The organism is Micromonospora sp. NPDC093277, assembly GCF_044765245.1.
In the GTDB taxonomy this organism is placed as follows: Bacteria; Actinomycetota; Actinomycetes; order Mycobacteriales; family Micromonosporaceae; genus Micromonospora.
The window spans coordinates 206884-231102 of record NZ_JBIWJO010000008.1; the positions used below are offsets into that span (position 1 = coordinate 206884).

General features: G+C 71.1%; 20 protein-coding genes. 10 read left to right on the forward strand and 10 right to left on the reverse strand.

All coding sequences use genetic code 11. The features are described 5' to 3' along the window. Positions 1–79: 79 nt before the first annotated feature. A complete protein-coding gene (locus ACIRG9_RS19780; RefSeq protein WP_402857512.1) occupies positions 80–844 on the reverse strand; it encodes a response regulator in 765 nt (254 codons plus the stop codon). Further along, entirely contained in the window at positions 841–2112 is a 1272-nt protein-coding gene (locus tag ACIRG9_RS19785) for a sensor histidine kinase (protein WP_402857515.1), read from the reverse strand. Before ACIRG9_RS19785 ends, ACIRG9_RS19780 begins: the two co-directional genes overlap by 4 nt. Positions 2113–2263: 151 nt before the next feature. Here ACIRG9_RS19785 and ACIRG9_RS19790 point away from each other — a divergent pair, with 151 nt between their 5' ends. Beyond that, entirely contained in the window at positions 2264–2833 is a 570-nt protein-coding gene (locus ACIRG9_RS19790) for a GNAT family N-acetyltransferase (RefSeq protein WP_402857518.1), read from the forward strand. A 53-nt stretch (positions 2834–2886) separates the two neighbouring features. Here the strand turns inward: ACIRG9_RS19790 and ACIRG9_RS19795 are convergent, their stop codons facing one another. Beyond that, entirely contained in the window at positions 2887–3831 is a 945-nt protein-coding gene (locus ACIRG9_RS19795; RefSeq protein WP_402857521.1) for a permease prefix domain 1-containing protein, read from the reverse strand. Continuing rightward, positions 3828–4169 (reverse strand): PadR family transcriptional regulator, encoded by a 342-nt coding sequence (locus ACIRG9_RS19800; RefSeq protein WP_402857524.1) that lies wholly within the window; start codon positions 4167–4169, stop codon positions 3828–3830. The genes ACIRG9_RS19795 and ACIRG9_RS19800 overlap by 4 nt, the downstream gene beginning before the upstream one ends. A 230-nt stretch (positions 4170–4399) precedes the next feature. Here ACIRG9_RS19800 and dnaE point away from each other — a divergent pair, with 230 nt between their 5' ends. Then, positions 4400–7933 carry a DNA polymerase III subunit alpha gene (dnaE, locus tag ACIRG9_RS19805; protein ID WP_402857527.1) on the forward strand — a complete coding sequence of 1178 codons (3534 nt, stop codon included), beginning with the start codon at positions 4400–4402 and terminating at the stop codon, positions 7931–7933. Positions 7934–8104: 171 nt separating this feature from the next. Here the strand turns inward: dnaE and ACIRG9_RS19810 are convergent, their stop codons facing one another. After that, positions 8105–8968 (reverse strand): SPFH domain-containing protein, encoded by an 864-nt coding sequence (locus ACIRG9_RS19810; RefSeq protein ID WP_402857530.1) that lies wholly within the window; start codon positions 8966–8968, stop codon positions 8105–8107. 626 nt (positions 8969–9594) lie between these two features. Between ACIRG9_RS19810 and ACIRG9_RS19815 the strand changes: the two genes are divergently transcribed. Further along, positions 9595–10632 (forward strand): aminotransferase class V-fold PLP-dependent enzyme, encoded by a 1038-nt coding sequence (locus ACIRG9_RS19815; RefSeq protein ID WP_402857533.1) that lies wholly within the window; start codon positions 9595–9597, stop codon positions 10630–10632. 11 nt (positions 10633–10643) lie between these two features. Here the strand turns inward: ACIRG9_RS19815 and ACIRG9_RS19820 are convergent, their stop codons facing one another. Further along, positions 10644–11015: a TetR/AcrR family transcriptional regulator C-terminal domain-containing protein gene (locus ACIRG9_RS19820; RefSeq protein WP_402857536.1), complete on the reverse strand. Its 372-nt coding sequence runs from the start codon at positions 11013–11015 to the stop codon at positions 10644–10646. Positions 11016–11037: 22 nt separating this feature from the next. Further along, positions 11038–12246 carry an RNA-guided endonuclease InsQ/TnpB family protein gene (locus tag ACIRG9_RS19825; RefSeq protein WP_402857539.1) on the reverse strand — a complete coding sequence of 403 codons (1209 nt, stop codon included), beginning with the start codon at positions 12244–12246 and terminating at the stop codon, positions 11038–11040. Positions 12247–12727: 481 nt separating this feature from the next. Between ACIRG9_RS19825 and ACIRG9_RS19830 the strand changes: the two genes are divergently transcribed. The 5 genes from ACIRG9_RS19830 (at position 12728) to ACIRG9_RS19850 (ending at position 17433) form a co-directional block, all read left to right on the forward strand. Beyond that, entirely contained in the window at positions 12728–13489 is a 762-nt protein-coding gene (locus ACIRG9_RS19830) for an ABC transporter ATP-binding protein (protein WP_402857542.1), read from the forward strand. Beyond that, a complete protein-coding gene (locus tag ACIRG9_RS19835) occupies positions 13476–14168 on the forward strand; it encodes an ABC transporter ATP-binding protein (RefSeq protein WP_402857545.1) in 693 nt (230 codons plus the stop codon). The genes ACIRG9_RS19830 and ACIRG9_RS19835 overlap by 14 nt, the downstream gene beginning before the upstream one ends. Before the next feature lie 46 nt (positions 14169–14214). Further along, positions 14215–15468, forward strand: coding sequence for an ABC transporter substrate-binding protein (locus ACIRG9_RS19840; RefSeq protein WP_402857548.1), 1254 nt, complete (start codon positions 14215–14217; stop codon positions 15466–15468). Positions 15469–15470: 2 nt separating this feature from the next. Then, on the forward strand, positions 15471–16352 hold the full coding sequence (locus ACIRG9_RS19845; RefSeq protein WP_402857551.1) for a branched-chain amino acid ABC transporter permease: 882 nt from the start codon (positions 15471–15473) through the stop codon (positions 16350–16352). A 73-nt stretch (positions 16353–16425) separates the two neighbouring features. Then, entirely contained in the window at positions 16426–17433 is a 1008-nt protein-coding gene (locus ACIRG9_RS19850; protein ID WP_402857554.1) for a branched-chain amino acid ABC transporter permease, read from the forward strand. A 104-nt stretch (positions 17434–17537) separates the two neighbouring features. Here ACIRG9_RS19850 and ACIRG9_RS19855 read toward each other — a convergent pair whose 3' ends face one another. Then, entirely contained in the window at positions 17538–18125 is a 588-nt protein-coding gene (locus ACIRG9_RS19855; protein ID WP_402857557.1) for a hypothetical protein, read from the reverse strand. 946 nt (positions 18126–19071) lie between these two features. Here ACIRG9_RS19855 and ACIRG9_RS19860 point away from each other — a divergent pair. Both ACIRG9_RS19860 and ACIRG9_RS19865 read left to right on the forward strand, forming a co-directional pair. Further along, positions 19072–20640, forward strand: a complete 1569-nt coding sequence (locus ACIRG9_RS19860) for an MFS transporter (RefSeq protein ID WP_402857560.1) — start codon at positions 19072–19074, stop codon at positions 20638–20640. A gap of 11 nt (positions 20641–20651) precedes the next feature. Beyond that, a complete protein-coding gene (locus tag ACIRG9_RS19865) occupies positions 20652–21260 on the forward strand; it encodes a TetR/AcrR family transcriptional regulator (protein ID WP_402857563.1) in 609 nt (202 codons plus the stop codon). Positions 21261–21365: 105 nt separating this feature from the next. On the opposite strand, the gene ACIRG9_RS19870 is transcribed toward ACIRG9_RS19865, so the two are convergent. Both ACIRG9_RS19870 and ACIRG9_RS19875 read right to left on the reverse strand, forming a co-directional pair. Continuing rightward, entirely contained in the window at positions 21366–23285 is a 1920-nt protein-coding gene (locus ACIRG9_RS19870) for a helix-turn-helix domain-containing protein (RefSeq protein ID WP_402857566.1), read from the reverse strand. 14 nt (positions 23286–23299) lie between these two features. Beyond that, positions 23300–24082, reverse strand: a complete 783-nt coding sequence (locus ACIRG9_RS19875) for a 3-hydroxybutyrate dehydrogenase (protein ID WP_402857569.1) — start codon at positions 24080–24082, stop codon at positions 23300–23302. Positions 24083–24219 lie beyond the last annotated feature (137 nt).

The window sequence follows — 24219 nt, forward strand, 5'->3', positions numbered from 1 at the left end:
ACCGGACGCTAGCCGCTCTCGGCCGGGGCGCCGTCCGCCCAGCGGATGATCATCGAAGTCCGCCGCGCGGCGGACCCCGTCAGCCGCCGGGCTGGACGATGCCGTGCTCGTACGCGAAGATCACCGCCTGCACCCGGTCCCGCAGGCCGAGTTTGGCCAGCACCCGGCTGACGTGGGTCTTCACGGTGGCCTCGCCGAGGTGCAGCGCGGCGGCGATCTCGGCGTTGCTGACGCCCCGGGCGAGCAGCTCCAGGACCTCGTACTCCCGTTGGGTCAACGACGCGGGCGGCGACCCCGCGGGCGGCGACACCGCAGGCGGCCGGCCGAGGCCGCCGGGCTGGGCGAAGGCGGCGATGACCCGCCGGGTGAGCGCCGGCGCGATCAGGCCGTCGCCCCGGGCCACCACGCGTACCGCGTCGATGAGGTCCTCCGGGGTGCCGTTCTTGAGCAGGAACCCGCTCGCCCCGGCGCGTAGCGCGGCGAACAGGTAGTCGTCCCGGTCGAATGTGGTCAGGATCAGCACCGCCGGGCCGTCCGGACCGCCCTCGGCGGTGATCCGGCTGGCGGCCGCCAGGCCGTCCAGGACGGGCATCTGGACGTCCATCAGCACGACGTCCGGTCGGGTCGCCCGGGCCATCGCGACCGCCCGCTCACCGTCGGCGGCCTCGCCCACCACCTCGATGTCGTCCTCGACCTCGAGGATGACGCGGAACCCGGTGCGGACCAGATGCTGGTCGTCGGCGAGCAACACCCGGACGGTCCCACCCGCGACCGCGCCGTTCAAGCCACCGCCTTGAGGCACCGACGCACTGAGCTGGCTGATTCGCTCGCTCCGCTCGCTCATGCCACCGCCTCGCGGGCGAGCGGAATCCGGGCGCGGACCCGGAAGCCACCGCCCGGGCGGTGGCCGGCCTCCAGCACACCGTCGTGGGCGGCGACCCGCTCCCGCATGCCGATGAGCCCGAGCCCGCCCTCGCCCGGCGGCTTGCGGGACCGTCCGTCGTCGCTCACATCGACCTCGAGCTCCCGGGCCAGGTAACGGATCCGCACGTCCAGCACGGTAGCGCCGGCGTGTTTCACCGTGTTCGTCACCGCCTCCTGCACGATCCGGTACGCCGCCTGGGACACCGAGCGGGGCAGCGGCACGGGATCCCCGTACACCCCGACGGTGGCGGTCAGGCCGGCCTCGCGGGCGTTCTCGACCAGCTCCGCGACCTGCTCCACACCGGCCGCGGTCGACCGGACGGACTCGGCGCCGCCCGGGTCGCGCAGCACGCCGAGCATCCGGCGCAGCTCGTCGACGGCGGTCCGCGCGGTCTGCTCGATGGCGGCCAGTGCCGCGCGCGCCTTCTCCCGGTCCCGGTCGAACACCCGCCGGCACGCCGCCGCCTGCACACCCATCACCGAGACGTGGTGGGCGACGACGTCGTGCAGCTCACGGGCGATGCGGACCCGTTCGCCGATCACCGCCCGCTCGGCCGCCTCGGCCCGGGACCGGCGCAGCTCCTCGGCCTGCGTACGCAGCTCGTGCTCGCGCCGCGCCGCCAGCCAGGAGAGCTCGCCGAAGTAGTAGGCGAAGCCGAAGAAGAGCAGGTTGAAGACCACGCCGTCGATGATCGCGGCCAGCACCGGCGGCACCGGTCCGGCGGCGCCGGTGAAGGGCGCCGCCGACAACTCGTCGATCCGCAGGGCCAAGGACAGGCCGAGCCAGGCGAACATCGCCACGATCACCCCGATCCGGACCCGGCCGGCCGTGCGCCGGTCCGGCCCCCACGCGCCGAGGCTGTAGAGCGCGGCGAACAGCGCGCCGGACGGCAGACTGGTCAGCGGGATGGCGCGGACCTGCCCGGCGATGAACGCCACCGAGATTACCACGGTGGTGGCCACCGGCCACCGGCGCCGCCACACCAGTGGCAGGGTGACCGCGAGCGACCACCAGATCTGCTCCGCCAGGGAGGGCGGAGAACCGAACGGGAACGCTCCGGTGCTGCGGGCGAGGGCGAGGTCGAACAGGGCGAGTACGGCGACGGCGAGGGCGGTCCAGGCATCGGCGCGCCGCTGGCCGGTGGTCGGCGCCGGACGGCGCCAGGGAACGGCTGGTGCGGTGCTCACCCGCTGACCATGCCATTCGTCGGTCGGTGGCGAAGCGGCGGGCCACCGCGCCGAGGGCCGTGAGGTCGGACCGCGCCGCGACCAGCCGTAGCGGGCGCGTCGCGGCGAAACTCGGCTGACCGCTCCGCCGGCCGGTCCGTACCCTGCCGGCATGCTCGTTCCCGACCTGCCAGTGCGTACCGAGCGGCTGCTGCTGCGCCCGTTCACCGCCGACGACCTCGACGCCCTGGCCGCGTACCGTTCCCGGCCGGACGTCACCCGGTTCCTCTACCACGACCCGTACGACGAGACCGCCGCCCGGGCGGCGCTGGAACGCCTGCGCGGGCGTACCGCGCTGCGCGAACCGGGCGATGGGCTGAACCTGGCGATCGTCCTGCCGGAGACCGGCGAGCTCGTCGGGGACGTGCTGTTGGTCTGGACCAGCGTCGAGCACCGGCAGGGCGAGATCGGGTACGTGCTGCACCCGGACCACACCGGCCGGGGGTACGTCACCGAGGCGGCCCGGGAGATGCTGCGGCTCGGCTTCGACGGGCTCGGCCTGCACCGGATCGTCGGTCGCCTGGATGCCCGGAACACCGCCTCTGCCCGGGTGCTGGAACGGCTCGGCATGCGCCGCGAGGCGTGCCTGCGGGAGAACGAGTTCGTCAAGGGCGAGTGGACCGACGAGGCGGTGTACGCCGTGCTGGACCGGGAGTGGCGGGCCGGGTCGGCCGACGTCTGATCGCGATGATGTCCCGGCCCGGCGCCCCCGTGCGCGCCGGGCCGGGATCGGTTTCAGGCGGTGTGCCGCCGCACCTTGACGGCGCTGTCGATGACGCCCCAGACGACGATCACGGCGGCGAACACGACCGTCACCCGGGCCACGTCCTGCGCGCCGCCCTCGCGCAGCCACTCGAACCGCTGGACCAGCTCCGGGTTGAGCAGCCGGTCGGTGAGCAGCAGCCAGGCGAGCGGCACGACGAACGCGAGATCGAGCACCGCCTTGACCGCGACCAGCGGCCAGGTCCACCGGCGGGCCCGGTACTTCGCGAGCTCCAGGCCGATGTTGGCGAGCAGCACCGCCGCCAGCACCGGCAGCCAGGAGTCCCACAGCGCCGGGTCGATCATCGGCAGCCGGGTGCCGTCGCCCGCCAGCCAGGGCTGGAAGTGCTGCCAGGGCAGGAACGCGATGGCGATCAGCAGGAACAGGATCGAGGCGCAGGTGTCGACCAGGGTCACCTGTCGTTCCTCCGGTGCCTCGGGCAGCCGGTCGACGCTCCACTCCGGCAGGTCCAGCGGCGTGTTGGTGCGTTCGAGCACGGCGAAGACGACGGTGACCCAGAACGCGATCTGCACCGCGGTCTGCATCGCACTGACCACTCCGGCGCCGATCGCCGCGCCGGGCTCGCCGTCGACCGTCGCCTTCACGGCGGCGGTCAGGACACCCACGATGGCGGGAATGAAGGTGAGCAGCGTGCGCAGCAGCCGCCACCAGAGCAGGAAGTAGCGTGGGCCGATGAGCTGCAACCGGCGGTCGGTGTAGCGGGCGGCGAGTTGCTCGGGGTTGCCCAGTTCGGTGAGCACCTCGCGCTCCGCCGTGCCGCGGTCCTGCCCGCCGTCGGCGCGTCCGTCGATCATGTCCTCGATGGAGGCGCGCAGCTCGGTGGCGATCTCGGTGCGGCGCTGCGTCGGGACGCTCCGGAGGGTGGCGGCGACGTAGCGGTCGGTCAGGGAAGTCATCGGTGCGCTCCTTGGATCAGGCTGGTGACGGAGGTCTGCACGGCGGCGAGGTCGCCGAGGAGGCGGTCCAGCACCGCTTCGCCCTCGTCGCTGGTGCGGTAGAACTTGCGCGGCCGGCTCTCCTCGGTGTTCCACTCGCTGGTCAGCAGCCCCTGCTCCTCCAGTCGTCGGAGCAGGGGATAGAGCGTGTTCGCGTCGACCGGGAAGCCGTGCGCGGCCAGCCGTTGCAGCAGCGCGTAGCCGTAGTCGGGGTGGCGTAGGGCGACGAGGCTCGCCACCACGACGGTGCCGCGCCGCAACTCCTGCAGATGGGTCCGGAGGACATCGTCGCTAACCATGTCTCACACCATACTGTGTTGCGCACACTATTGTCGAGCAGCATTACATCGTGCGGTACGGAACAGGGTTGCGTTCCGGCGATGCCCGTGCCGACCGGGTGGCCCGGAGCCGGGGTGGACGAGACGGAGACCACCTCCGGCGCGGACGGTGGAGCCGGTCGGACGGCCTGGGTAGGGTAGGCCCCGGTCCGGTCCGGACTATCAAGATCCATAACGCCGGGGGGCGCCGCATGGCCGATTCGTTCGCGCATCTGCACGTGCACACCGAGTACTCGATGCTCGACGGGGCGGCCCGGCTGAAGGACCTCTTCGCCGAGGTGAGCCGGCAGGGGATGCCGGCGGTGGCGATGACCGACCACGGCAACATGCACGGCGCGAACGACTTCTACAAGCAGGCCACGGCCGCCGGGGTGAAGCCCATCCTCGGCATCGAGGCGTACGTGGCGCCCGAATCGCGGTTCCACAAGCAGCGGGTCCGCTGGGGCCGTCCGGAGCAGAAGAGCGACGACGTCTCCGGCAGCGGCGGCTACACGCACATGACGATCTGGGCGGCGAACAAGACCGGCCTGCACAACCTGTTCACGCTCACCAGCCGGTCGTACACCGAGGGCTTCTTCGTGAAGTGGCCGCGGATGGACGCCGAGGTTCTCGCCGAATACGCGGACGGGCTGATGGCCACCACCGGCTGCCCGTCCGGCGAGGTGCAGACCCGGCTGCGGCTCGGCCAGTTCGACGAGGCGCTGAAGGCCGCGGCCAGATACCAGGACATCTTCGGCAAGGAGAACTACTTCCTGGAGATCATGGATCACGGCATCTCCATCGAGCACCGGGTCCGCCAGGAACTGCTGGAGATCGGCCGGAAGCTGGGCATCCCGCCGGTGGTCACCAACGACTCGCACTACACGCACGAGGCGCAGGCCGAGGCGCACGATGTGCTGCTCTGCGTACAGACCGCGGCGAACGTCGCCGACCCGAACCGGTTCCGCTTCGACGGCAGCGGCTACTACATCAAGTCCGCCGACGAGATGCGCGCGGTCGACCACTCCGACGCCTGGCTCGAGGGCTGCCGCAACACGCTGCTGGTCGCCGAGAAGGTCGACCCGGCCGGCATGTTCGAGTTCCACAACCTGATGCCGCGCTTCCCGATCCCAGAGGGGGAGACGGAGGAGTCCTGGTTCCGCAAGGAGACCGCCAAGGGGCTGGCCCGCCGCTTCCCGAACGGGGTCCCGGAGACCCACGTCAAGCAGGCCGAGTACGAGCTGGGCGTCATCGTCCAGATGGGCTTCCCGTCGTACTTCCTCGTGGTCGCCGACTTCATCCAGTGGGCGAAGAACCAGGGCATCGCGGTCGGCCCCGGCCGTGGCTCGGCCGCCGGCTCACTGGTCGCGTACGCCCTGGGCATCACCGACCTCGACCCGATCCCGCACGGGCTGATCTTCGAGCGGTTCCTCAACCCCGAGCGCATCTCGATGCCGGACGTCGACATCGACTTCGACGAGCGTCGGCGCGGCGAGGTGATCAAGTACGTCACCGACAAGTGGGGCGAGGACAAGGTCGCCCAGATCGCGACCTTCGGCACGATCAAGGCGAAGGCCGCGATCAAGGACTCGGCCCGGGTGCTCGGCTACCCGTACGCAGTCGGTGACCGGATCACCAAGGCGATGCCCCCGGCGGTGATGGGCAAGGACATCCCCTTGTCCGGCATCTTCGACCCGAAGCACCCCCGCTACGCCGAGGCCGGCGAGATCCGCGGCCTCTACGAGTCCGACCCGGACGTCAAGAAGGTCATCGAGACCGCAAAGGGCATCGAGGGGCTGATCCGGCAGACCGGCGTGCACGCCGCCGGCGTCATCATGTCCGCCGAGCCGATCATCGAGCACATCCCGCTGATGCGCCGGGACTCCGACGGGGTGATCATCACCCAGTTCGACTACCCGACGTGCGAGTCGCTCGGGCTGTTGAAGATGGACTTCCTCGGCCTGCGCAACCTGACCATCATCGACGACGCGGTCAAGAACATCCAGCTCAACCACGGCAAGGAGCTGGACCTGCTGGCCCTGCCGCTGGACGACAAGGCCGGCTACGAGCTGCTGGCCCGGGGTGACACGCTCGGGGTGTTCCAGCTCGACGGCGGGCCGATGCGCTCGCTGCTGCGGCTGATGAAGCCGGACAACTTCGAGGACATCTCCGCCGTCCTCGCGCTCTATCGGCCCGGCCCGATGGGCGTCGACTCGCACACCAACTACGCGCTGCGCAAGAACAACCTCCAGGAGATCACACCGATCCACCCTGAGCTGGAGGAGCCGCTGCGGGAGATCCTGGCACCCACCTACGGCCTGATCGTCTACCAGGAGCAGGTGCAGCGCGCTGCGCAGATCCTCGCCGGCTACAGCCTCGGCCAGGCCGACCTGCTGCGCCGGGCGATGGGCAAGAAGAAGAAGGAGATCCTCGACAAGGAGTTCGTGCCGTTCCGGGACGGCTGCCGCGAGCGCGGCTACTCCGACGAGGCGATCCAGGCCGTGTGGGACGTGCTCGTCCCGTTCGCCGGCTACGCGTTCAACAAGGCCCACTCCGCCGCGTACGGGCTGGTGTCGTACTGGACCGCGTACCTCAAGGCGCACTACCCGGCCGAGTACATGGCGGCGCTGCTCACCTCCGTCGGCGACGACAAGGACAAGATGGCGCTCTACCTGTCGGAGTGCCGTCGGATGGGCATCCAGGTGCTGCCGCCCGACGTGAACACCTCGGCCGGGCCGTTCACCCCGGTGGGGAAGGACATCCGCTTCGGCCTCGCGGCCATCCGCAACGTCGGCGCGAACGTGGTCGCCTCGATCATGCGGTGCCGCGACGAGAAGTCCGCCTACACCGACTTCTACGACTTCCTGTCCAAGGTCGACGCGGTGGCCTGCAACAAGAAGACCGTCGAATCCCTGATCAAGGCCGGGGCGTTCGACTCGCTCGGCCACCCGCGCAAGGGCCTGCTCGCCGTGCACGCCGACGCCATCGACGCGTACGCCGACGTCAAGCGCAAGGAGGCGGTCGGCCAGTACGACCTCTTCGGCGCCGGGTTCGGTGACGCGGAGGCCGCCACCAGCACCACGGTGATGCCGGTCATCGGCGAGGGGGAGTGGGACAAGCGCGACAAGCTCGCCTTCGAGCGCGAGATGCTCGGCCTGTACGTCTCCGACCACCCGCTGTTCGGCCTGGAACACGTGCTCGGCGCGGCGGCCGACACGACCATCGCCGCCCTCTCCGAGGAGGGGACGGTGCCCGACGGCGCGGTGGTCACCCTGGCCGGCATCCTCTCCGGCGTCCAGCGTCGGGTCACCAAGCAGGGCCGGGCCTGGGCCTCGGCAACGCTGGAAGACCTCGCCGGTGGCGTCGAGACGCTGTTCTTCCCCAACACCTACGAGGTGATCGGCCAGTACATCGCCGAGGACGCGATCGTGGTGGTCAAGGGGCGGGTGGACCGGCGCGACGACACGCCCCGGATCATGGCGATGGACATGTCCATGCCGGACATCAGCAGCAACCCCGCCAGCAAGCCGGTCACCCTGACCATCCCGGTGCACCGCTGCACGCCGCCGCTGGTGGAGAAGCTCAAGGAGACCCTGGTGCTGCACCCGGGCGACACCGAGGTGCACGTCAAGCTGCTCAACGGTGGCAAGGTCACCACGCTGCGGCTCGGTCCGTTCCGGGTGGCGCCCACCACCGCGCTGATGGGCGACCTGAAGAGCGTTCTCGGCCCGGCCAACGTGAGCTGACCGCAGGCGTACGCCCACGACGCGGCGCGGGCCGGGGCGCGTACCCCGGCCCGCTCCGGTCGGGACCAGGCCCGCTTCCACCGCTGCTCCACGCGGCGGACGCCGACCTGGCCCTCGACGCGCTGCCCACCCGAGGGTGCCCGGACGCCGGTCAGCCGGCGGGAGCGTGCCTTACTTGGCCGTACCGGTGACGATGCCCGGGTTGATGCAGAGGCCCGGGGAGCTGCCGTTCTTCTCGGCGATCTCCAGGCAGCGGGTCACCTTGTCCACCTTGGCGTTGGTCTCGGTGATCTGCTTCTGGATCTCGGCGTTGCGGCGATCCTGTTCGAGGTTACGGGTCTGGGCGAGCTTGTCCTGGAACGCCTTGATGTTGCCCTCGGTCTTCTCGTCGTGGTTGACCCTGGTGATGGTGACCGACAGGATGTCGGCGTCCTCGGAAAGCCGGCGCTCGGCGTTGGACTTGATGTTTTCCGCGAAGGGCTTGAGGTCGACGTTCAGGCTGCCGGTCTTCGCGTCGATCCGCTCCAGCGGGTTGTAGGTGGAGAAGGCGTCGTTCACGGCGCTGTCGAGCTGGACGCCGACCCGCTGCCCGCGGAAGCTGTCGAAGTCGCCCTTGTAGTCCATGAACTGCTTCGGGGCGTTGTCGGGCTGGACCTGCCACTCGATCAGCACCTCGACGCACGCGTCGGCGAGGGTGCCGGTACGCACCCGGACGCAGTTGTTGTTGCCGATGTGGTCGTACTTCTGCCGTCCGGCGTCCCACTCGCCGACCCGCTGCCACGGCGCGACCCACTTCAGGCCGGAGCCGGTGACCTCACCGGTCGGCTTGCCGAAGCTGGTGACGATGCCGACCGAGCGGATCGGTACCGAGTGGGCGCTCGACGCGACGGCGAGCAGGACCGTGGCGGCCAGGGCGACGGCCGCCGCCAGCAGGCCCTGCCGCCGTAGGGCCCGCCGCGGAGTCAACAGGGCGACGGCGACGGCGATGATCGCGGCGATGACGGTGACGATCGCGAGGGTGAAGCCGGACGGCATGTGCGCGCACCTTTCGTTTCCCGGGGTGGGGTGCTGAGTCGATCATCAAGGTAGCGGCCCGGGACAAGGCGCCCGGCCAGGTCCTGCACCCCGGTGGATCGCGACGAGGCACATCCTGCCTGACCAGCGGATATCACTCTGAGTAAAGCTGCCCGTAATCTCGGATCCCTACGCTTCCCGGCGGCGCTCCACCGCGTGCGCCGTCGGAAGAGGCAACCCGAGGAGAAGAAGATGAGCCAGGTTCTCGTCGCCGTCGCGGTGAACGTCATCAGCGCCGCGTTGATCGCGATCATCACCGCCGCCGTCCGCCGGCTGCTGACGCCGGCCGCGTAGCCGTACGCCGCGCCGCCCGGCGGAGGCCGGCGGTGTGGGCGCGTGCACCGTTACCGGCACAGGTGCCGCCGTGCGCCGGGCGCACCGTCACCGGGCCCACGCCCGACCCGGCGCCGCGCCGGATGCTCGGCGCGGGGGAGCGGACGACGGTCTGCGCCACCGCCAGCACCTGAACCTGCGCCGACTGCTGGGAGTCGCTGCGGGCCAGCCAGGCCGTCCCGTCCGGTGCCCGGGTCCACCGGTACTGAATTGGCGCTGATCGGCACCGGTGCGGCGGCGCTAGCGTCATCCACATGGAGCTGGAGAAGGCGCAGCAGCTGTGGCAGCCGGAGCCCGGCTGGCTGAACACCGCCAGTTACGGGCTGCCGCCCGAGCCGGCCTGGGTGGCGTTGCAGGACGCCCTCGCGGACTGGCGGGTGGGACGGATCTCCTGGGAGGGCTGGGGCGAGGCCGCCGGGCAGGCCCGTGCCGGGTTCGCCCAACTGGTCGGGGTGGCCCCGGTGGACGTGGCGATCGGCAGCACCGCGTCACAACTGCTCGCCCCGGTCGCGGCCGGGCTGCCGCCGGGGGCCACCGTGGTCGTCCCCGAGGTGGAGTTCACCTCGAACCTGTTCCCCTGGCTGGTGCAGCAGGAGCGAGGCGTCCGGGTCCGCGCGGTGCCGCTGGACGGCCTCGTCGACGCGATCGACACCAACACCGACCTGGTCGCGTTCAGCCTGGTGCAGTCCTCCGACGGCACGGTCGCCCCGTACGAGAAAATCGTCGCGGCGGCCCGGGCGCACGGAGCCCTCGTCGCGGTGGACGCCACCCAGGCGTGCGGCTGGCTGCCCTTCGACGCGGGCCTGGCGGACGCGGTGGTGGTGGGGGCGTACAAGTGGCTGATGGTGCCGCGCGGCGTGGCCTTCGCCTACCTGGCCCCGGCGCTGCGCGACCGGCTGCGCCCCGACGCCGCCGGCTGGTACGCGGGCCAGGACCCGCACGCCTCCTACTACGGCCCGCCGCTGCGGCTGGCCGACGACGCCCGGCGCTTCGACATCTCCCCGGCCTGGTTCAACTACGTCGCGGCGGCACCCACCCTGGAACTGCTCGCCGAGATCGGGCTGCCGGCCGTGCACGCGCACGACGTGGCGCTGGCCAACCGGTTCCTCGCCGGGCTGGGCCAGCCGCCCGGCGACAGCGCGATCGTCACCGTGGAGGTCCCCGGCGCGGCGGAGCGGCTGGCCCGGGCCGGGGTGCGCGCGGCGGTACGCGCCGGCCGGGTCCGGGCCTCGTTCCACCTCTACACCACCGAGGAGGACGTCGGCCTGGCGCTGGACGCGCTGACCAGCTGACCGGACGCGGTTCAGGGGGCCGGCCGGGCGGCGTCGATCAGCGCGGCGTAGCCGTCCAGCAGGCGGTGCAGGCCGAACTCGAAGACGCTGTCCAGGTCCAGGCCGACCGACTCCTGCAGCGCCGCCATGGTCGGGTACCGGCCGCCGGCCATCATCCGGTGGAACGTCGCCTCGTGGGTCTCCACCCACTGCTCGTCGGTGAGCCCGGTGTCCTGCTCGGCGTGCGCCTGCGCCTCCAGGTTGGTCGCGACGCCCCGCACGTACGCCACCAGCGTCACCGCGGCCTGCCAGCGCAACTCTGTGTCCAGACCGACGCCGGCGGTGGCGCGCAGCGCCCACTCGGTGTGCGCCATCCCGTTCGGCAGCGGTTGCGGACGGGACATCGAGTTGACATCCTCCCCCTCCTCAAGGAAAGGGGATTCCCGTGGTCGCCCACGAGGTTTCCTGTTTCACCGCCGGTCGCCTGGTCCGGGAGGTTTCCCGTTGAGGTCTTACACCAGCTCCGCAGGCAGTCACCGCCAGCCCGGCGGCCAGAAGGTTACGTGCCGCGTTGACGTCCCGGTCGTGGACGGCGCCGCAGCGGCATGTCCACGACCGCACGGCGAGCGGCATCTGCTCGGCGAGGGTGCCGCAGGTCGAGCAGAGTTTGGAGGACGGGTACCAGCGGTCGACCGTGATCAGGTCACGGCCGTACCAGTCGGCCTTGTACTCCAGCATGGTGCGGAACTGCCGCCACCCCGCATCCGAGATCGCCCGGGCCAGGCGGTGATTCTTGATCATGTTCCGTACGGTCAGGTCCTCGATCACGATCGTTTGGGTGTCACGAACGAGTCGAGTGGTCACCTTGTGCAGATGGTCCCGCCGCCGGTCAGCGATGCGGGCGTGGACCCGGGCCACCTTCAGGCGGGCCTTGGCCCGGTTCGCCGAGCCTTTCTCCTTGCGGGCGAGGTGCTGTTGGGCGCGGGCCAGTCGGGCCCGGTCGGCCCGCTCACCCCTCGGGTTGGTGATCTTCTCCCCGGTGGAGAGGGTGAGCAGGCTGTCCAGCCCGGCGTCGATCCCGACCGCCGCGGTGGTGGCGGGGGCGTCGGGGATCAGGTCGTCGCAGAGCAGGGACACGAACCAACGCCCGGCCGGATCCTGGGAGACGGTCACCGTCGACGGTGTCGCGCCCTCGGGCAGCGGCCGGGACCACACGATCGCCAGGGGTTCGGTCATCTTCGCCAGGGTCAACTCGCCGTCGCGCCATCGGAACGCACTGCGGGTGTACTCCGCCGACCGCCGCGACTTCTTCTTCGACTTGACCGTCGGATAGCCGGCACGCTTGGCGAAGAAGTTCGCGAAAGCGGTCTGCAGGTGCCGCAGCGTCTGCTGCAACGGCACCGAGGACACCTCGCTGAGGAACGCCAGGTCCTCGGTGTTCTTCCAGCCGGTCAGCATCGCCGACGTGGCGTGGTAGGTGACCCGTTCCTGGCGCGACACCCACGCTTCGGTGCGTGCGGCCAACGCCAGGTTGTACACCTTCCGCACACACCCGAACGTCCGCGCCAGCTCAGCAGCCTGCACGTCGGTCGGGTAGAAGCGGTACTTGAACGCCCGCTTCACCGCCCTGACCACGGCCCACACGTTAGCACGCCTGTTCGGGAACCCTGCGGTTGCATGTGGACGCACGCCGATCCGCCTTGGCGGCGAATCGGCTTTTCCTGCCCTGCCCTGCCCGGCAGGAGTTCCGTTTCCTCCCCGGCCTGAAGGCCGGGGTATCCACGGAAGGAATCTGATGACCTCCCGGCCGCTGCGGGGGCTCGCCACCCGGCTGTTCTTCAGCAAGGCCGATGGTCTGACCCTGCCGGAGTACGCCGTCAGCCGGTGACGGTGGTATCTCCACATGTCGATGCTCGCCGGCGTCGTTCGATGTCGGCGAGGCGGGTCGGGCGGGCTGCCTCGTATGGGGGCGGAGGCCGCCTGCCCCGGGGCAAATGTGTGGGGAATCGACATGGATCGAATCTATGGATGCGCCGTAGGTTTCCTGCACGCGACGGCCATGTGACCCCGGTCACGGAACCGGCCGCCGGGCGCAGGACCTACGGAGGGCGTGACGATGGCCGGGCAAGCGCTCCTGGCGGCCCGCGGGCTGACCCGGGACTTCCGGGGCTTCCGGGCGGTCGACGGGGTCGACCTGGACGTGGCGCCGGAGACCGTGCATGCCCTCGTCGGGCCCAACGGGGCCGGCAAGACCACACTGTTCAACCTGCTCACCGGCTTCCTGCCGGCCACCTCCGGGCGGATCGAGCTGGCCGGCCGGGACATCACCGGGCTGGCCCCGGAGCGGGTCGCCCGGCTCGGCGTGGCCCGCTCCTTCCAGATCACCAGCCTTTTCCCGCAGCTCTCCGCCCGGGAGCATGTGGCACTGGCTCTCCAGTCGCCGAGCGGCCTGGGCTGGCGGTTCTGGCGCTCGGCCCAGCTGATGCACCGCTACCGGGACCGGGCCGACGAACTGCTGGGCATGGTCGGCCTCGCCGAGCTGGCCGAAGCCCCGGCCGAGGCCCTCGCGTACGGGCGCAAGCGAGCGCTGGAGCTCGCGATAGCCCTCGCACTCGAACCCAGGGTGCTGCTGCTCGACGAGCCCACCGCGGGGATGGGGCTGGAGGACGTCGACCGGACCGTCGACCTGATCACCACCGTCCGAAAAGGCCGGACCGTGGTGATGGTCGAGCACAACATGAGCGTCGTCGGCCGGCTCGCCGACACCGTCACCGTCCTTCAGGCCGGCAAGGTCCTGGTCGAGGGGTCGTACGAGCAGGTCCGCGCCGACGAGCGGGTGATAACCGCCTACCTGGGAGCCGCCGATGCTGCGCATTGAGACCCTCTCCGCCTGGTACGGCGAGGCGCAGGTGCTGCGGGAGGTGAGCCTGGAGGTGGCCCCCGGCGAGGTGGTTACTCTGGTCGGCCGCAACGGCGCCGGCAAATCCACCCTGCTGCGTTGCGTGATGGGGCTGCATCCCGGCCAGCGCGGCACGGTCACGCTGGACGGCGCCGATCTCACCCGGCTGCCGGCGTACAAGCGGGCGCGGCTCGGGCTCGGCTGGGTCCCCGACGACCGTGGCGCGTACGCCACCCTCAGCGTCACCGAGAACCTGACCCTGCCGCCCCGGGTCGGCCCCGACCCGTGGCCGCTGGAGCGGGTGTACGAGGCGTTTCCCGCCCTGTACGCCAGGCGGGACTCGGCGGCCACCATGCTCTCCGGCGGCGAGCAGCAGATGCTCGCCCTGGCCCGGGTGTTGCGCATGGGCGCCCGGCTGCTGCTCTGCGACGAGCCCACCGAAGGGTTGTCGCCACTGCTCGTGCGGCAGGTCGGCGACCTGCTGCGGGAGGCCAAGCAGCACGGCGTGACCGTGCTGCTGGTCGAGCAGAACCTGCACTTCGCCACCGGCGTCGCCGACCGGCACTACCTGCTGGCCGAGGGGCGCGTCGTGGAGGCGATGGACAACTCCGAGGTGCGCTCGCGGGAACGCGAGCTGCTGGCGTACCTCGGCATCTGAACCGACGGCTGACCCGCGCGGACCGCGCGGTACGGAAGGGATCGACATGCGCAGGAGCGTGGGTGTGGCCGCCGCCTCGGTGGCGGTGGCGGCGCTGGTCACCGGCTGCGGTGGTGGTGGCCCGCAGTCCGGCGGCGACTCGAAGCTGACCGGCGACAAGATCGTGCTGGGCGTCCTCAACGATCAGTCCGGGGCCTACTCGGAGCTGTCCGGGAAGAACTCGGTCAAGGCGGTGGAGCTGGCCATCGCCGATTTCAAATCGAAGTACGGCGGCAAGGCGGTCACCAAGAACATCTCGGTGGAGACGGCCGACCACCAGAACAAGCCGGACGTGGCCAACAGCAAGGCCCAGGAGATGTACGACCGCAAGGGCGTCGACGCCATCCTCGACGTGCCGACCTCCTCGGCCGCCCTGAAGGTCGCCGACGTGGCCAAGGAGAAGAAGAAGCTCTACTTCAACATCGGCGCGGCCACCACCGACCTGACCGGCAAGAGCTGCAACAGGTACACGTTCCACTATGCCTACGACACGTACATGCTGGCCCACGGCACGGGCACGGTGACGACCCAGCAGGTCGGCAAGAACTGGTACATCCTCTACCCGAACTACGCCTTCGGGCAGGACATGGAGAAGAGCTTCTCCGCTGCGATCGGCGCGGCCGGCGGACAGGTTGTCGGCAAGGACGGCGCACCGTTCCCGAACACCAGCGGCGACTACTCGTCATTCCTGCTCAAGGCCCCCACCCTGAACCCGAAGCCGCAGGTGCTCGGCACCATGCAGGCCGGCGCGGAACTGGTCAACGTGGTCAAGCAGTACAACGAGTTCAAGCTGCGGGACAAGGGCATCGGGCTGGCCGTGGGCCTGATGTTCATCACCGACATCCACTCGCTCACCCCGGACGCCCTCGCCGGCACCACCTACACCGATGCCTGGTACTGGAACTTCGACCAGCAGAACCGGGAGTGGGCCGACCGGTTCCAGTCCGAGACCGGCACCCGGCCGTCCTTCGCGCACGCGGCCAACTACTCCGCCGCCATGCAGTATCTGGAGGCGGTACAGGCCGCCGGGACCGACGACGCCGACACCGTGGTCAAGAAGCTCGAAGGCAAGGAGGTCAACGACCTGTTCCTGCGTAATGGCAAGATCCGCGCCGAGGATCACCGGGTCCTCCACGACGCGTACCTGGCCCAGGTGAAGCCGCAGGCCGAGGTGACCGAGCCGTGGGACTACGTCAAGGTCCTCAAGACCATCCCGGCGGCCGAGGCGTTCCGCGCCCCATCGGCCGACTGCCAGATGTGACGATGTCCGGCTTCGCGCAGAACACGTTCAACGGGCTGGTGAGCGGGGCGTTCTACGCCCTGCTCGCCCTCGGGCTCGCGGTGATCTTCGGCATGCTCCGGGTGGTGAACTTCGCCCACGGCGCCTTCTACATGCTCGGCGCGTTCGGGGCGTACGTGCTGCTGTCCGAGGCGGGGGTGCCGTTCTGGGCAGCGCTGGTGATCATGCCGGTCGGACTGGGACTGCTCGGCATGATCCTGGAAAGGGCGGTCATCCACCGGCTGACCCGGCTCGACCCGCTCTACAACTTCCTGCTTACCTTCGGCCTGACGCTGATCCTCCAGGACCTGGTCAAGTCCCGGTACGGCGTGCAGTCCAGCCCGTACGCAACGCCGACCGAGCTGAGCGGGACGGTCGACTTCGGGCTCTTCGACTTCCCCACCTACCGCGTGTTCATCCTCGGCTTCACCGTGCTGCTCTGCGTCGCGGCGTGGTGGGTGCTGGGCCGTACCCGGGTCGGCATGGTGGTCCGGGCCGCCACCGAGCGGCCCGAGCTGACCCGGGCGTTCGGCATCGACGTGGGAAGGTGGGTCACCCCGGTCTTCGGCTTCGGCATCGCCCTGGCCGGGCTGGCCGGAGTGCTCGCCGCCCCGATGCGCGCGGTCAACCCACTGATGGGCGCAGACCTGATCATCGTGGTGTTCGCGGTGGTGGTGATCGGCGGTCTCGGTTCGATCTTCGGCTCGGTCGCCGCGGGTTTCGGCATCGGCCTGACCCAGGCGTGGGGCGAGGCGTACCTGTCGAACTTCCCGATCGTGTCGCAGACGATCGTCTTCGTGGTGATGGCCGTGGTGCTGCTCTGGCGCCCGGCCGGCCTGTTCGGCCGTGAGGAGGCACCGGCGTGAGCGAGCGGCAGCGAGCGAACCATCAGCGCAGTCCGGTGCCTCGTACCGACGCCGAGCGAAGCGAGGTGACGGCATGACCAACGCCGTCGACACGCCCGCCGAGGCGGCCCGCCCCGCGCCCCCGTCCGGGCTGGTCACCGTCGCCCGGGCCCCCGGCTGGGTCCGGTACGCGCTGCTCGCGGTCGGACTGGTCGTGGCGCTCTGGCTGCCCAACGGGCTCTACCCGGCGGTGGCCGTGGACATCCTGTGCTGGGCGCTCTTCGCCGTCTCGGTGGACCTGCTGCTCGGCTTCACCGGACTGCTGTCCTTCGGGCACGCCGCCTTCTGGGGCACCTCGGCGTACGTCACCGGCCTGGTGGCGGTCCACGCCGGCCTGCCCTTCCCGGCCGCGGTGCTGGCCGGGGCCCTCGCGGCAGCGGTGCTGGCGCTCCCGATCGGCTACCTCGCCGTCAAGCGCACGGGGATCTACTTCGCGATGGTCACCCTGGCCTTCGCGCAGATGGTCTACTACGTGGCAAACGAGTGGCGCTCGGTCACCCATGGCGAGAACGGCCTCCAGGGCGTGCCGCGTTCCTTCTTCGGGGTCGACCTCTCCGATGACTACTACTTCTACTACGCGATCCTGCCGATCGTGCTGCTCGGGCTTGCCGCTGCCTGGCGGATCGTCCACTCGCCGTTTGGTCGGGTGCTGGTCGGGATCCGGGACAACCCGGCCCGGGCCCGCGCCCTCGGCTACCCCGTGCACCGGTACAAGCTGACCGCGTTTGTCCTCTCCGGTTTCCTTGCCGGGCTCGGCGGCGGGCTCTTCGCCGTCAGCCACCGGTTCGTCTCCCTCGACGTACTGCACTGGACCACCTCCGGCAAGGCGGTCATCGTGGTGGTGCTCGGCGGCATCGGCACTCTCTGGGGCGGGGTGCTCGGGGCGGCCCTGGTGGTGCGCCTGGAGGACTGGCTGTCGTTCTCCGGCTTCGAGGCGATAGGGCTGGTCACCGGCGGCATCTTTGTCCTCGTCGTGCTGCTGTTCCGGCGGGGGATCTGGGGGAGTGTCGCGGCCCTGGCGCTGCGGTTCCGTCGTCGGTGAGTTGCGCGGTTACCGATCATCGTGCTGTCCACGGTCTGGAGATGCCGCTGGCCGGCACCCCGGTGTTCGGGGTGCCGGCCAGCGGCGTTGTGCTTGTTCGGTTGTCAGCTGTTCCAGTACTGGGCGACCAGGTCGGCGGCCTGCTGCTCCCACTGGGCGTAGGCGTCCGGGTAGGCCGACACCTGCACGGTCTGGGCGGCCTTGGTCAGCGGCATGTCCTGCCAGCCGTCGACCTGCTTGAGGCCCTTCAGGAACGCGGTGGTGGAGTACTCGGGGTCGGTGATCTGCTCCGGGCTGCCCCAACCGCTGGTCGGGCGCTGCTGGAACAGGCCCAGCGAGTCGTGGTCGTTGGCGTCGCCGAGATGGCCCAGGTTCTCCAGCTTCGACTCCTGCAGCGACGTGCCGATCGAGATGACCGCGGCGCGTTCGGGCATGCCGGCCTTCTTCGTCGCGGCGATGATCGCCTTGGCGTTGGCGGTCTGCTCGTCGTTGAGGTTGATCTTCGACTGGGTGCCCTGCACACCGTGCGGGATCAGCTTGGCCATGTCCACGGCCGGCTTGTCGGCCTGCACGGCGGCCGGGGTGGTGTGCACCGGGGCGGCGGCGTGCGCGGCGATCGGACCGGCGAACACGCCACCGGTGAAGGCCAGACCAGCGATACCCAGAACGCTCTTACGGAAGATCGTGTTCATCACAAGCTCCATTCGGGGGTTGGCGCACACACCGACGGGGGTCGGCGATCGCGTGCGCAAGCACCGTCAGGCGCTAACAACAGGGGGAAAGTCTCGGCCGGCTGGCTCGCGGGGCGAGGAGGGGGTCGCCTCTTCGCGGCGCCGGGACCATGCACAACGACCGACGGCCCGGCATCATTCCCGGGCACCGGGTGCCCGCCGAAGCGGGCCGGCCCGGGGTTGGGGCCTTCCTCGGCCGTGCAGCCATCTACAACGACGGGCGGCCCCCGATCATTCCGGGACCGGGCACCCAACCGAAGCGGGCGCCCGCCAAGGCGGGCTGGCTCGCACACACCCGCCAAGCGGGCGGGCTTGCGCACGTCCACCGAAGCGGGCGGGCTCGCACATATCCGGTGGAAGCGGACAGCCAACACGCCGGCGCTGCGGCCAGTGGCCCTTCCTCGGCCGTGCACCCGTGTTCAACGGCCCCGACCCGCCGGCCATTCCGGTCCCGGGGATGCCACCGCTCAGCCCCGAACCGGACATCCCGCCCAAACTCGAAGCAGGTGATCGCAAGGCTCGGGTGATCCACTCCATGTCCCGCAAACGGCGGTATCCGCCACCGGTCGAGACCACCACATGCGGCACGTGGAGTTGATCAACCCGGGCGGGGCGGGCGGGCATGGGAGCGCGGTATCCGACACCCGGTCGTGACCACCACATGCCGCACGTGGAGTCGATCAAAGGCGGAGGGCGAGGGGCGAAGGCGAAGGGGGCCTGGTCGGGGCAGGGGAGGCGGCGGGGCAGCGGCAGAAGGCGCTGTTCGTGCCCTGAGGCGCGGACGTGACCTGGCGCACAAACGATACGAACCGGTTCCGTATCGAATCTGGGTCCCCTACGCTCAGGCACGTTACGAGTCTGCCCCGTATCGTATTTCGACGCGGGTCAACCGGGGGGAGAACCGGGCATGGAACCGCATCAGAACACCGGACACCCGAGGAGGTGGGCGATCCTGGGGGTGCTGGTGATCAGCCTCCTCGTGGTCGTCCTCGACAACACCATCCTCAACGTCGCACTGCGTACCCTCGCCGACCCGGTGCACGGGCTCGGCGCCAGCCAGGGCGAGCTGGAGTGGGCGATCAACTCGTACACGCTGGTCTTCGCCGGCCTGCTCTTCACCTTCGGAGTCCTGGGTGACCGCCTCGGGCGCCGGCGCTTCCTGCTGATCGGCCTGGCCCTGTTCGGACTGGCGTCGCTGCTGTCGGCGTACGCCCAGGACCCGGCGCAGCTGATCGGGACCCGCGCGCTGATGGGTGTCGGTGGCGCGGCCATCATGCCGGTGACCCTGTCGATCATCTCGAACGTCTTCGATCCCCGGGAGCGGGCCCGGGCGATCGGCATCTGGGCCGGTGCGGTCGGTCTCGCCGTGGCGATCGGCCCGGTCCTCGGCGGCGCCCTGCTGGAGCACTACTGGTGGGGCTCGGTCTTCCTGATCAACGTGCCGGTGGTGGCGCTCGGCCTGGTGCTGGTCACCACGCTGGTGCCGGAGTCCCGTGACCCGAACCCCGGCCGGGTGGACATGGGCGGCGTGCTGCTGTCCGTGGTCGGCCTGGTCGCCCTCACCTACGGCATCATCGACGGCGGCGAGCACGGGTTCGGCCGGCTCCCGGTCTGGGCCGCCATCGTCGGCGGGCTCGCGGTGCTGGCCTGGTTCATCATCCACGAGCTGCGCAGTGACCACCCGTCGCTCGACGTCCGGCTGTTCCGGGTGCCCCGGTTCGCCGCTCCGGTGGCGATGGTCGGGCTGGTCTTCTTCGCCGCGATGGGCGTGATGTTCTTCGGCGCGTTCTACCTCCAGCTGGTACGCGGCTACAGCCCGCTGGAGAGTGGCCTGCTCTTCCTGCCGTTCGCGGTCGCCCAGCTGATCTTCGCCCCGCGTAGCGCCGCCATGGTCCGCCGCTACGGCGGCCGGGCCGTCTCCGCCGTCGGGCTGCTGCTCACCGCCGCCGCGCTCGGGGCGTTCGTCCTCATCGACGCGGACACGCCGATCTGGATCTTCTCGGCGCTGGGCTTCCTCCAGGGCGCCGGGATGGCCAACATCATGCCGCCGGCCACCGAGTCGATCATGTCCGCGTTGCCCCGGGAGAAGGCCGGCGTCGGTTCGGCGGTGAGCAACACCGTCCGCCAGGTGGCCGGTGCGCTCGGCGTGGCGATACTCGGCTCGGTGCTCTCCGCGGTCTACCGGGACCACGTCGCCGCGGCGGTCGCCGGCCTGCCCGCTCCGGCGCGGGCGGCGGCCGAGGAGTCCATCTCCGGCGCGTACGCGGCGGCGGCCAAGCTCGGCCCGGCGGCGCCGAAGCTGATCGCGGCGGCCAACGACTCGTTCGTCTCGGCGATGCACTGGGCCGCGGCGGTCTCCGCGCTGGTGGCCGCGCTCGGCGTCGTCATCGTGCTGCGTTGGATGCCGGGCCGTCCGGTGCCCGCGCCGGCCGAGGCCCGACCGGCGGCCGAACCTGAGCTGGCCGGGACCGCCTAGGCTCGGCGACAATGTCTGACATGAGTTCCACCGCCGATGCTCCGCGGTCGCCCGGGCGACCGCGGAGCATCCGCGCGGACGAGGCGATCGTGCAGGCCACCCTGGACCTGTTGGCCGAGGGCAGCACGATCGAGGCGCTCTCCATCGAGGCGATCGCCGCCCGGGCCGGGGTGGGCAAGGCCACCATCTATCGCCGCTGGTCGGGCAAGGATGCGCTGCTGCTCGACGCGCTGCACACGCTCAAGGGCACCCCGCCCCAGCCGGCGGGCCACTCCATCCGGGAGGACCTGGCGCTCCTGGTCGGCGCGATCGGGCACAACATCGACCCCCGGGCCGCGAAGATCATGCCCTGCCTGGTTCCGGAGGTGAACCGCAGCCCGGCCCACTACCGGCTTTACCAGAACATGGTCGAACCGCGCCGGAAGCTCATGCGGGAGGTGCTCCAACGCGGCGTACGCACCGGGGAACTCCGCGCCGACCTGGACATCGAGTTGGCGATGGCGCTGCTGAGCGGGCCGATGCTGATGCAGCGGATGCTGCGGTGGCAGCCGGAACTGGACGGCACGCTCCTGCCGGAGCGGATCGTCGACGTCGTCCTGGACGGTCTCCGCGCCCGCTGACCGTCACCCCGGCGTACGGGTCCGCGCCTCGGCGGCCCCCGCAGGGGAGCGGTACCCGACCAGCCCGGCCAACCCGCTCGCCCGGGTGAACCGCGCCGGCGAGGCTCAGCCGGCGGGTGTACGCAGCCGGTGCAGCCGCAGCGCCAACTGCACCTCCAGCGCCCGCTCCGGCTTCTGCCAGTCCGCGCCGAGCAGCTGCCCGACCCGCTCCAACCGCTGGGTGACCGTGTTGACGTGCACGTGCAGCAGTTCGGCCGCCCGGGCCAGGCTGCCGCCCATCCCGAAGTACGCCTCCAGCGTCTTCACCAGCGCGGTGCCCCGCCGGGCGTCGTAGTCCACCACCGGTCCCACCGTCGCGGCGAGGAACCGGGCCACGTCCCGGTCGCCGGAGTCGCCGACCGTGCCGAGCAGCAGCCCGACGAAGCCCAGTTCGGCGGTGCTCGCGCCCTGTCCGGCGCGGCCCAGCGCGCCCAACGCGGTCAGGCAGCGTTCCGCCTCGGCGAAGATGGGGGCCAACGACGCGGGCCCGGTGGACGGGCCGCTCGCCCCGGCGGTCACCGGCCGGCCGGTGACCCGGGCCAGGTCGCGGGCCACCGCGCGCGCCGTGCCGCCGGCGTCCCTGCCGGGGAGCATCAGCACCACCCGGCCGTCCCGCGCCGCGGCCAGGCCGCCCCGGGCCGAGGCGTACGTGGTCGCCCAGGAGAACACCCGCTGCCGGGCCGAGCCGGTCGAGGCGAACGCGTCGTCGCCGACCGCCACCAGCACGTGCGGGGCGTCCAGGTCCACCCCGATCCGGCGGGCCCGGCTGCGCAACGCGTCGGTGTCCCGTAGCGGCCGGGCGATCAGGTCGTCCAGCAGCTCGCCCCGGACCCGTCCCTCCGCCTCGGCCACCGTCCGCCGGAACAGCAGCAGCAGCGCGGTCACCAGCGCGGCACGTTCCAGGATCCGCTGGTCGGCGTCGACCAGTTCGCCGTCCGGGCGCAGCACCAGCGCGCCCAGGTTCTCCGTGCCGGCCACCACCGCGGCGTACCAGAGGGGACCCCGGCGGACGCTGCGTCCCTCGGTACGCGACGCGGCCACCGCCTCCACCATGTCGGCCCGGTCCGGCTCCTCGATCTCGCCCACCCGGGCCAGCCGCCGTCCCTCGGCGTCCATCGCCAGCAGCGCCCCGCCGAGTACCTCGGCGACCGCCGCCGCCACGTCCTCGATCCCGCCGCCGCGTACCACCAGGGCGGTCATCCGGTCGTGCGCGGCCGCGGCCCGCTCCACCGAGCTGCTGTGCGCGCGGATCGTGCTGTTCGCCGCGGAGAGCTCCGCCAGCGCCGAGCGGGTCTCCGCGAGCAGCCGGGCGGTGTCGATCGCCACCGCCGCGTGCGCCGCGAGGGAGACCAGCAGCGACACCTCCTCCCGGGCGAACGGGCGGGCCGACCGGTTGGCTGCGTACAGCACGCCGATCACGCTGGACCCGAGCCGCAGGGGTACGCCGAGAATGGCCACCAGGCCCTCCTCGCCGACCCCACCGTCGATCTCGTTGGTGTGCCGGAAGCGGGCGTCCTCCTGGTAGTTCGAGGTGACGTACGGGGTGCCGGTCTGGGCCACCAGCCCACCGAGGCCGTCGCCCATCTCCAGCCGCAGTCGCTGGAACCGCGCCGAGATCGAGCCGTCGGTGACCCGCATGTACGTGTCGCCGCGTTCGTCGTCGTTGAGCGTCATGTACGCCACGTCGGTGCCGAGCAGGATCCGGGCCCGGTGCACGATCGCCCGCAGCACGTCGTCCAGGTCGCGCAGCCCGGCCAGGTCGCTGGCCGTGTCGTACAGGCCGGACAGCTCGGTCTCCCGGCGGCGCCGGCGCTCAAGCAGCGCGCGAACCCGCAGCGCCACCACCTTGGCCTGCTCCAGCTCGGCCAGCCGCTCGGCCGGCAGGCCGGCGGCCCGGGCCGCGACCAGCGGCCCTTCGAACTCGACCGCGGCGGCCTCCCGGGCCAACAGTTCCAGGAACTCGACCGGCGATGACATGACCGACATTGTGCGGGTGGCCACTAGTTGGCCGTCCAGCCCCCGTCGAGGGCGATCGAGGCGCCGGTGATGAACGCGGCCGGCGGCGCGCAGAGGTACGCGACCAGCTCCGCCACCTCCTCCGGCTCGATCAGCCGCTTGATCGCCGCCCGGGCCAGCATGATCTTCTCGACCACCTCGTCCTCGCCGATGCCGTGGGTGGCCGCCTGGTCGGCGATCTGGCTCTCCACCAGCGCCGTCCGCACGTACGCCGGGTTGATGCAGTTGGCGGTCACCCCGTGCGCGGCGCCCTCCAGCGCCACCACCTTCGACAGCCCCTCCAGGGCGTGTTTGGCCGACACGTACGCCGCCTTGTACGGGGAGGCGCGCAGCCCGTGTACCGAGGAGATGTTGACGATCCGGCCCCAGCCCTGCGCGTACATGTGCGGCAGGGCCCGCCGGATCAGCAGAAACGGCGCCTCCACCATCACCCGGTGCAGGTACTCGAAGCGTTCGATGGAGAACTCCTGCACCGGCGCGACGTGCTGCAGCCCGGCGTTGTTGACCACGATGTCCACGTTCACCTCGAGCCGGTCCACCGCCGCCGTGTCGGCGAGGTCGATGCCCTCGGACCGGCCGCCCGCCTCGGCGGCCACCGCCTCGGCCGCCGCCACGTTGCGGTCGACCACCAGCACCGTCGCGCCGGCCGCCGCCAGGCGCAGGGCGCAGGCCCGTCCGATGCCGCTGCCACCACCGGTCACCAGGGCGCTACGACCGGACAGGTCGACGCGTACGACGTGGGGTACCGCCACGGGTTCTGCCGTCATGGCGCAAGAAGTTACGAGTTGTGTGGCCGGCGGCACATGGGGCGACGACACACACTCGGCGACTGGTCTGTGTGGGTGCGGCGGACATGCCCGGGAGCGGACCGCCCCCGCCGCCGACCGGCCCCTGCGGAAGTGTC

What these genes read in the sequence shown, in the direction of transcription:
- ACIRG9_RS19780 (WP_402857512.1), bottom strand. Translation starts at nt 844, where the DNA reads ATGAGCGAGCGGAGCGAGCGAATCAGCCAGCTCAGTGCGTCGGTGCCT.
- ACIRG9_RS19790 (WP_402857518.1), top strand. Translation starts at nt 2,264, where the DNA reads ATGCTCGTTCCCGACCTGCCAGTGCGTACCGAGCGGCTGCTGCTGCGC.
- ACIRG9_RS19795 (WP_402857521.1), bottom strand. Translation starts at nt 3,831, where the DNA reads ATGACTTCCCTGACCGACCGCTACGTCGCCGCCACCCTCCGGAGCGTC.
- ACIRG9_RS19800 (WP_402857524.1), bottom strand. Translation starts at nt 4,169, where the DNA reads ATGGTTAGCGACGATGTCCTCCGGACCCATCTGCAGGAGTTGCGGCGC.
- dnaE (WP_402857527.1), top strand. Translation starts at nt 4,400, where the DNA reads ATGGCCGATTCGTTCGCGCATCTGCACGTGCACACCGAGTACTCGATG.
- ACIRG9_RS19810 (WP_402857530.1), bottom strand. Translation starts at nt 8,968, where the DNA reads ATGCCGTCCGGCTTCACCCTCGCGATCGTCACCGTCATCGCCGCGATC.
- ACIRG9_RS19815 (WP_402857533.1), top strand. Translation starts at nt 9,595, where the DNA reads ATGGAGCTGGAGAAGGCGCAGCAGCTGTGGCAGCCGGAGCCCGGCTGG.
- ACIRG9_RS19820 (WP_402857536.1), bottom strand. Translation starts at nt 11,015, where the DNA reads ATGTCCCGTCCGCAACCGCTGCCGAACGGGATGGCGCACACCGAGTGG.
- ACIRG9_RS19830 (WP_402857542.1), top strand. Translation starts at nt 12,728, where the DNA reads ATGGCCGGGCAAGCGCTCCTGGCGGCCCGCGGGCTGACCCGGGACTTC.
- ACIRG9_RS19835 (WP_402857545.1), top strand. Translation starts at nt 13,476, where the DNA reads ATGCTGCGCATTGAGACCCTCTCCGCCTGGTACGGCGAGGCGCAGGTG.
- ACIRG9_RS19840 (WP_402857548.1), top strand. Translation starts at nt 14,215, where the DNA reads ATGCGCAGGAGCGTGGGTGTGGCCGCCGCCTCGGTGGCGGTGGCGGCG.
- ACIRG9_RS19845 (WP_402857551.1), top strand. Translation starts at nt 15,471, where the DNA reads ATGTCCGGCTTCGCGCAGAACACGTTCAACGGGCTGGTGAGCGGGGCG.
- ACIRG9_RS19850 (WP_402857554.1), top strand. Translation starts at nt 16,426, where the DNA reads ATGACCAACGCCGTCGACACGCCCGCCGAGGCGGCCCGCCCCGCGCCC.
- ACIRG9_RS19855 (WP_402857557.1), bottom strand. Translation starts at nt 18,125, where the DNA reads ATGAACACGATCTTCCGTAAGAGCGTTCTGGGTATCGCTGGTCTGGCC.
- ACIRG9_RS19860 (WP_402857560.1), top strand. Translation starts at nt 19,072, where the DNA reads ATGGAACCGCATCAGAACACCGGACACCCGAGGAGGTGGGCGATCCTG.
- ACIRG9_RS19865 (WP_402857563.1), top strand. Translation starts at nt 20,652, where the DNA reads ATGTCTGACATGAGTTCCACCGCCGATGCTCCGCGGTCGCCCGGGCGA.
- ACIRG9_RS19870 (WP_402857566.1), bottom strand. Translation starts at nt 23,285, where the DNA reads ATGTCGGTCATGTCATCGCCGGTCGAGTTCCTGGAACTGTTGGCCCGG.
- ACIRG9_RS19875 (WP_402857569.1), bottom strand. Translation starts at nt 24,082, where the DNA reads ATGACGGCAGAACCCGTGGCGGTACCCCACGTCGTACGCGTCGACCTG.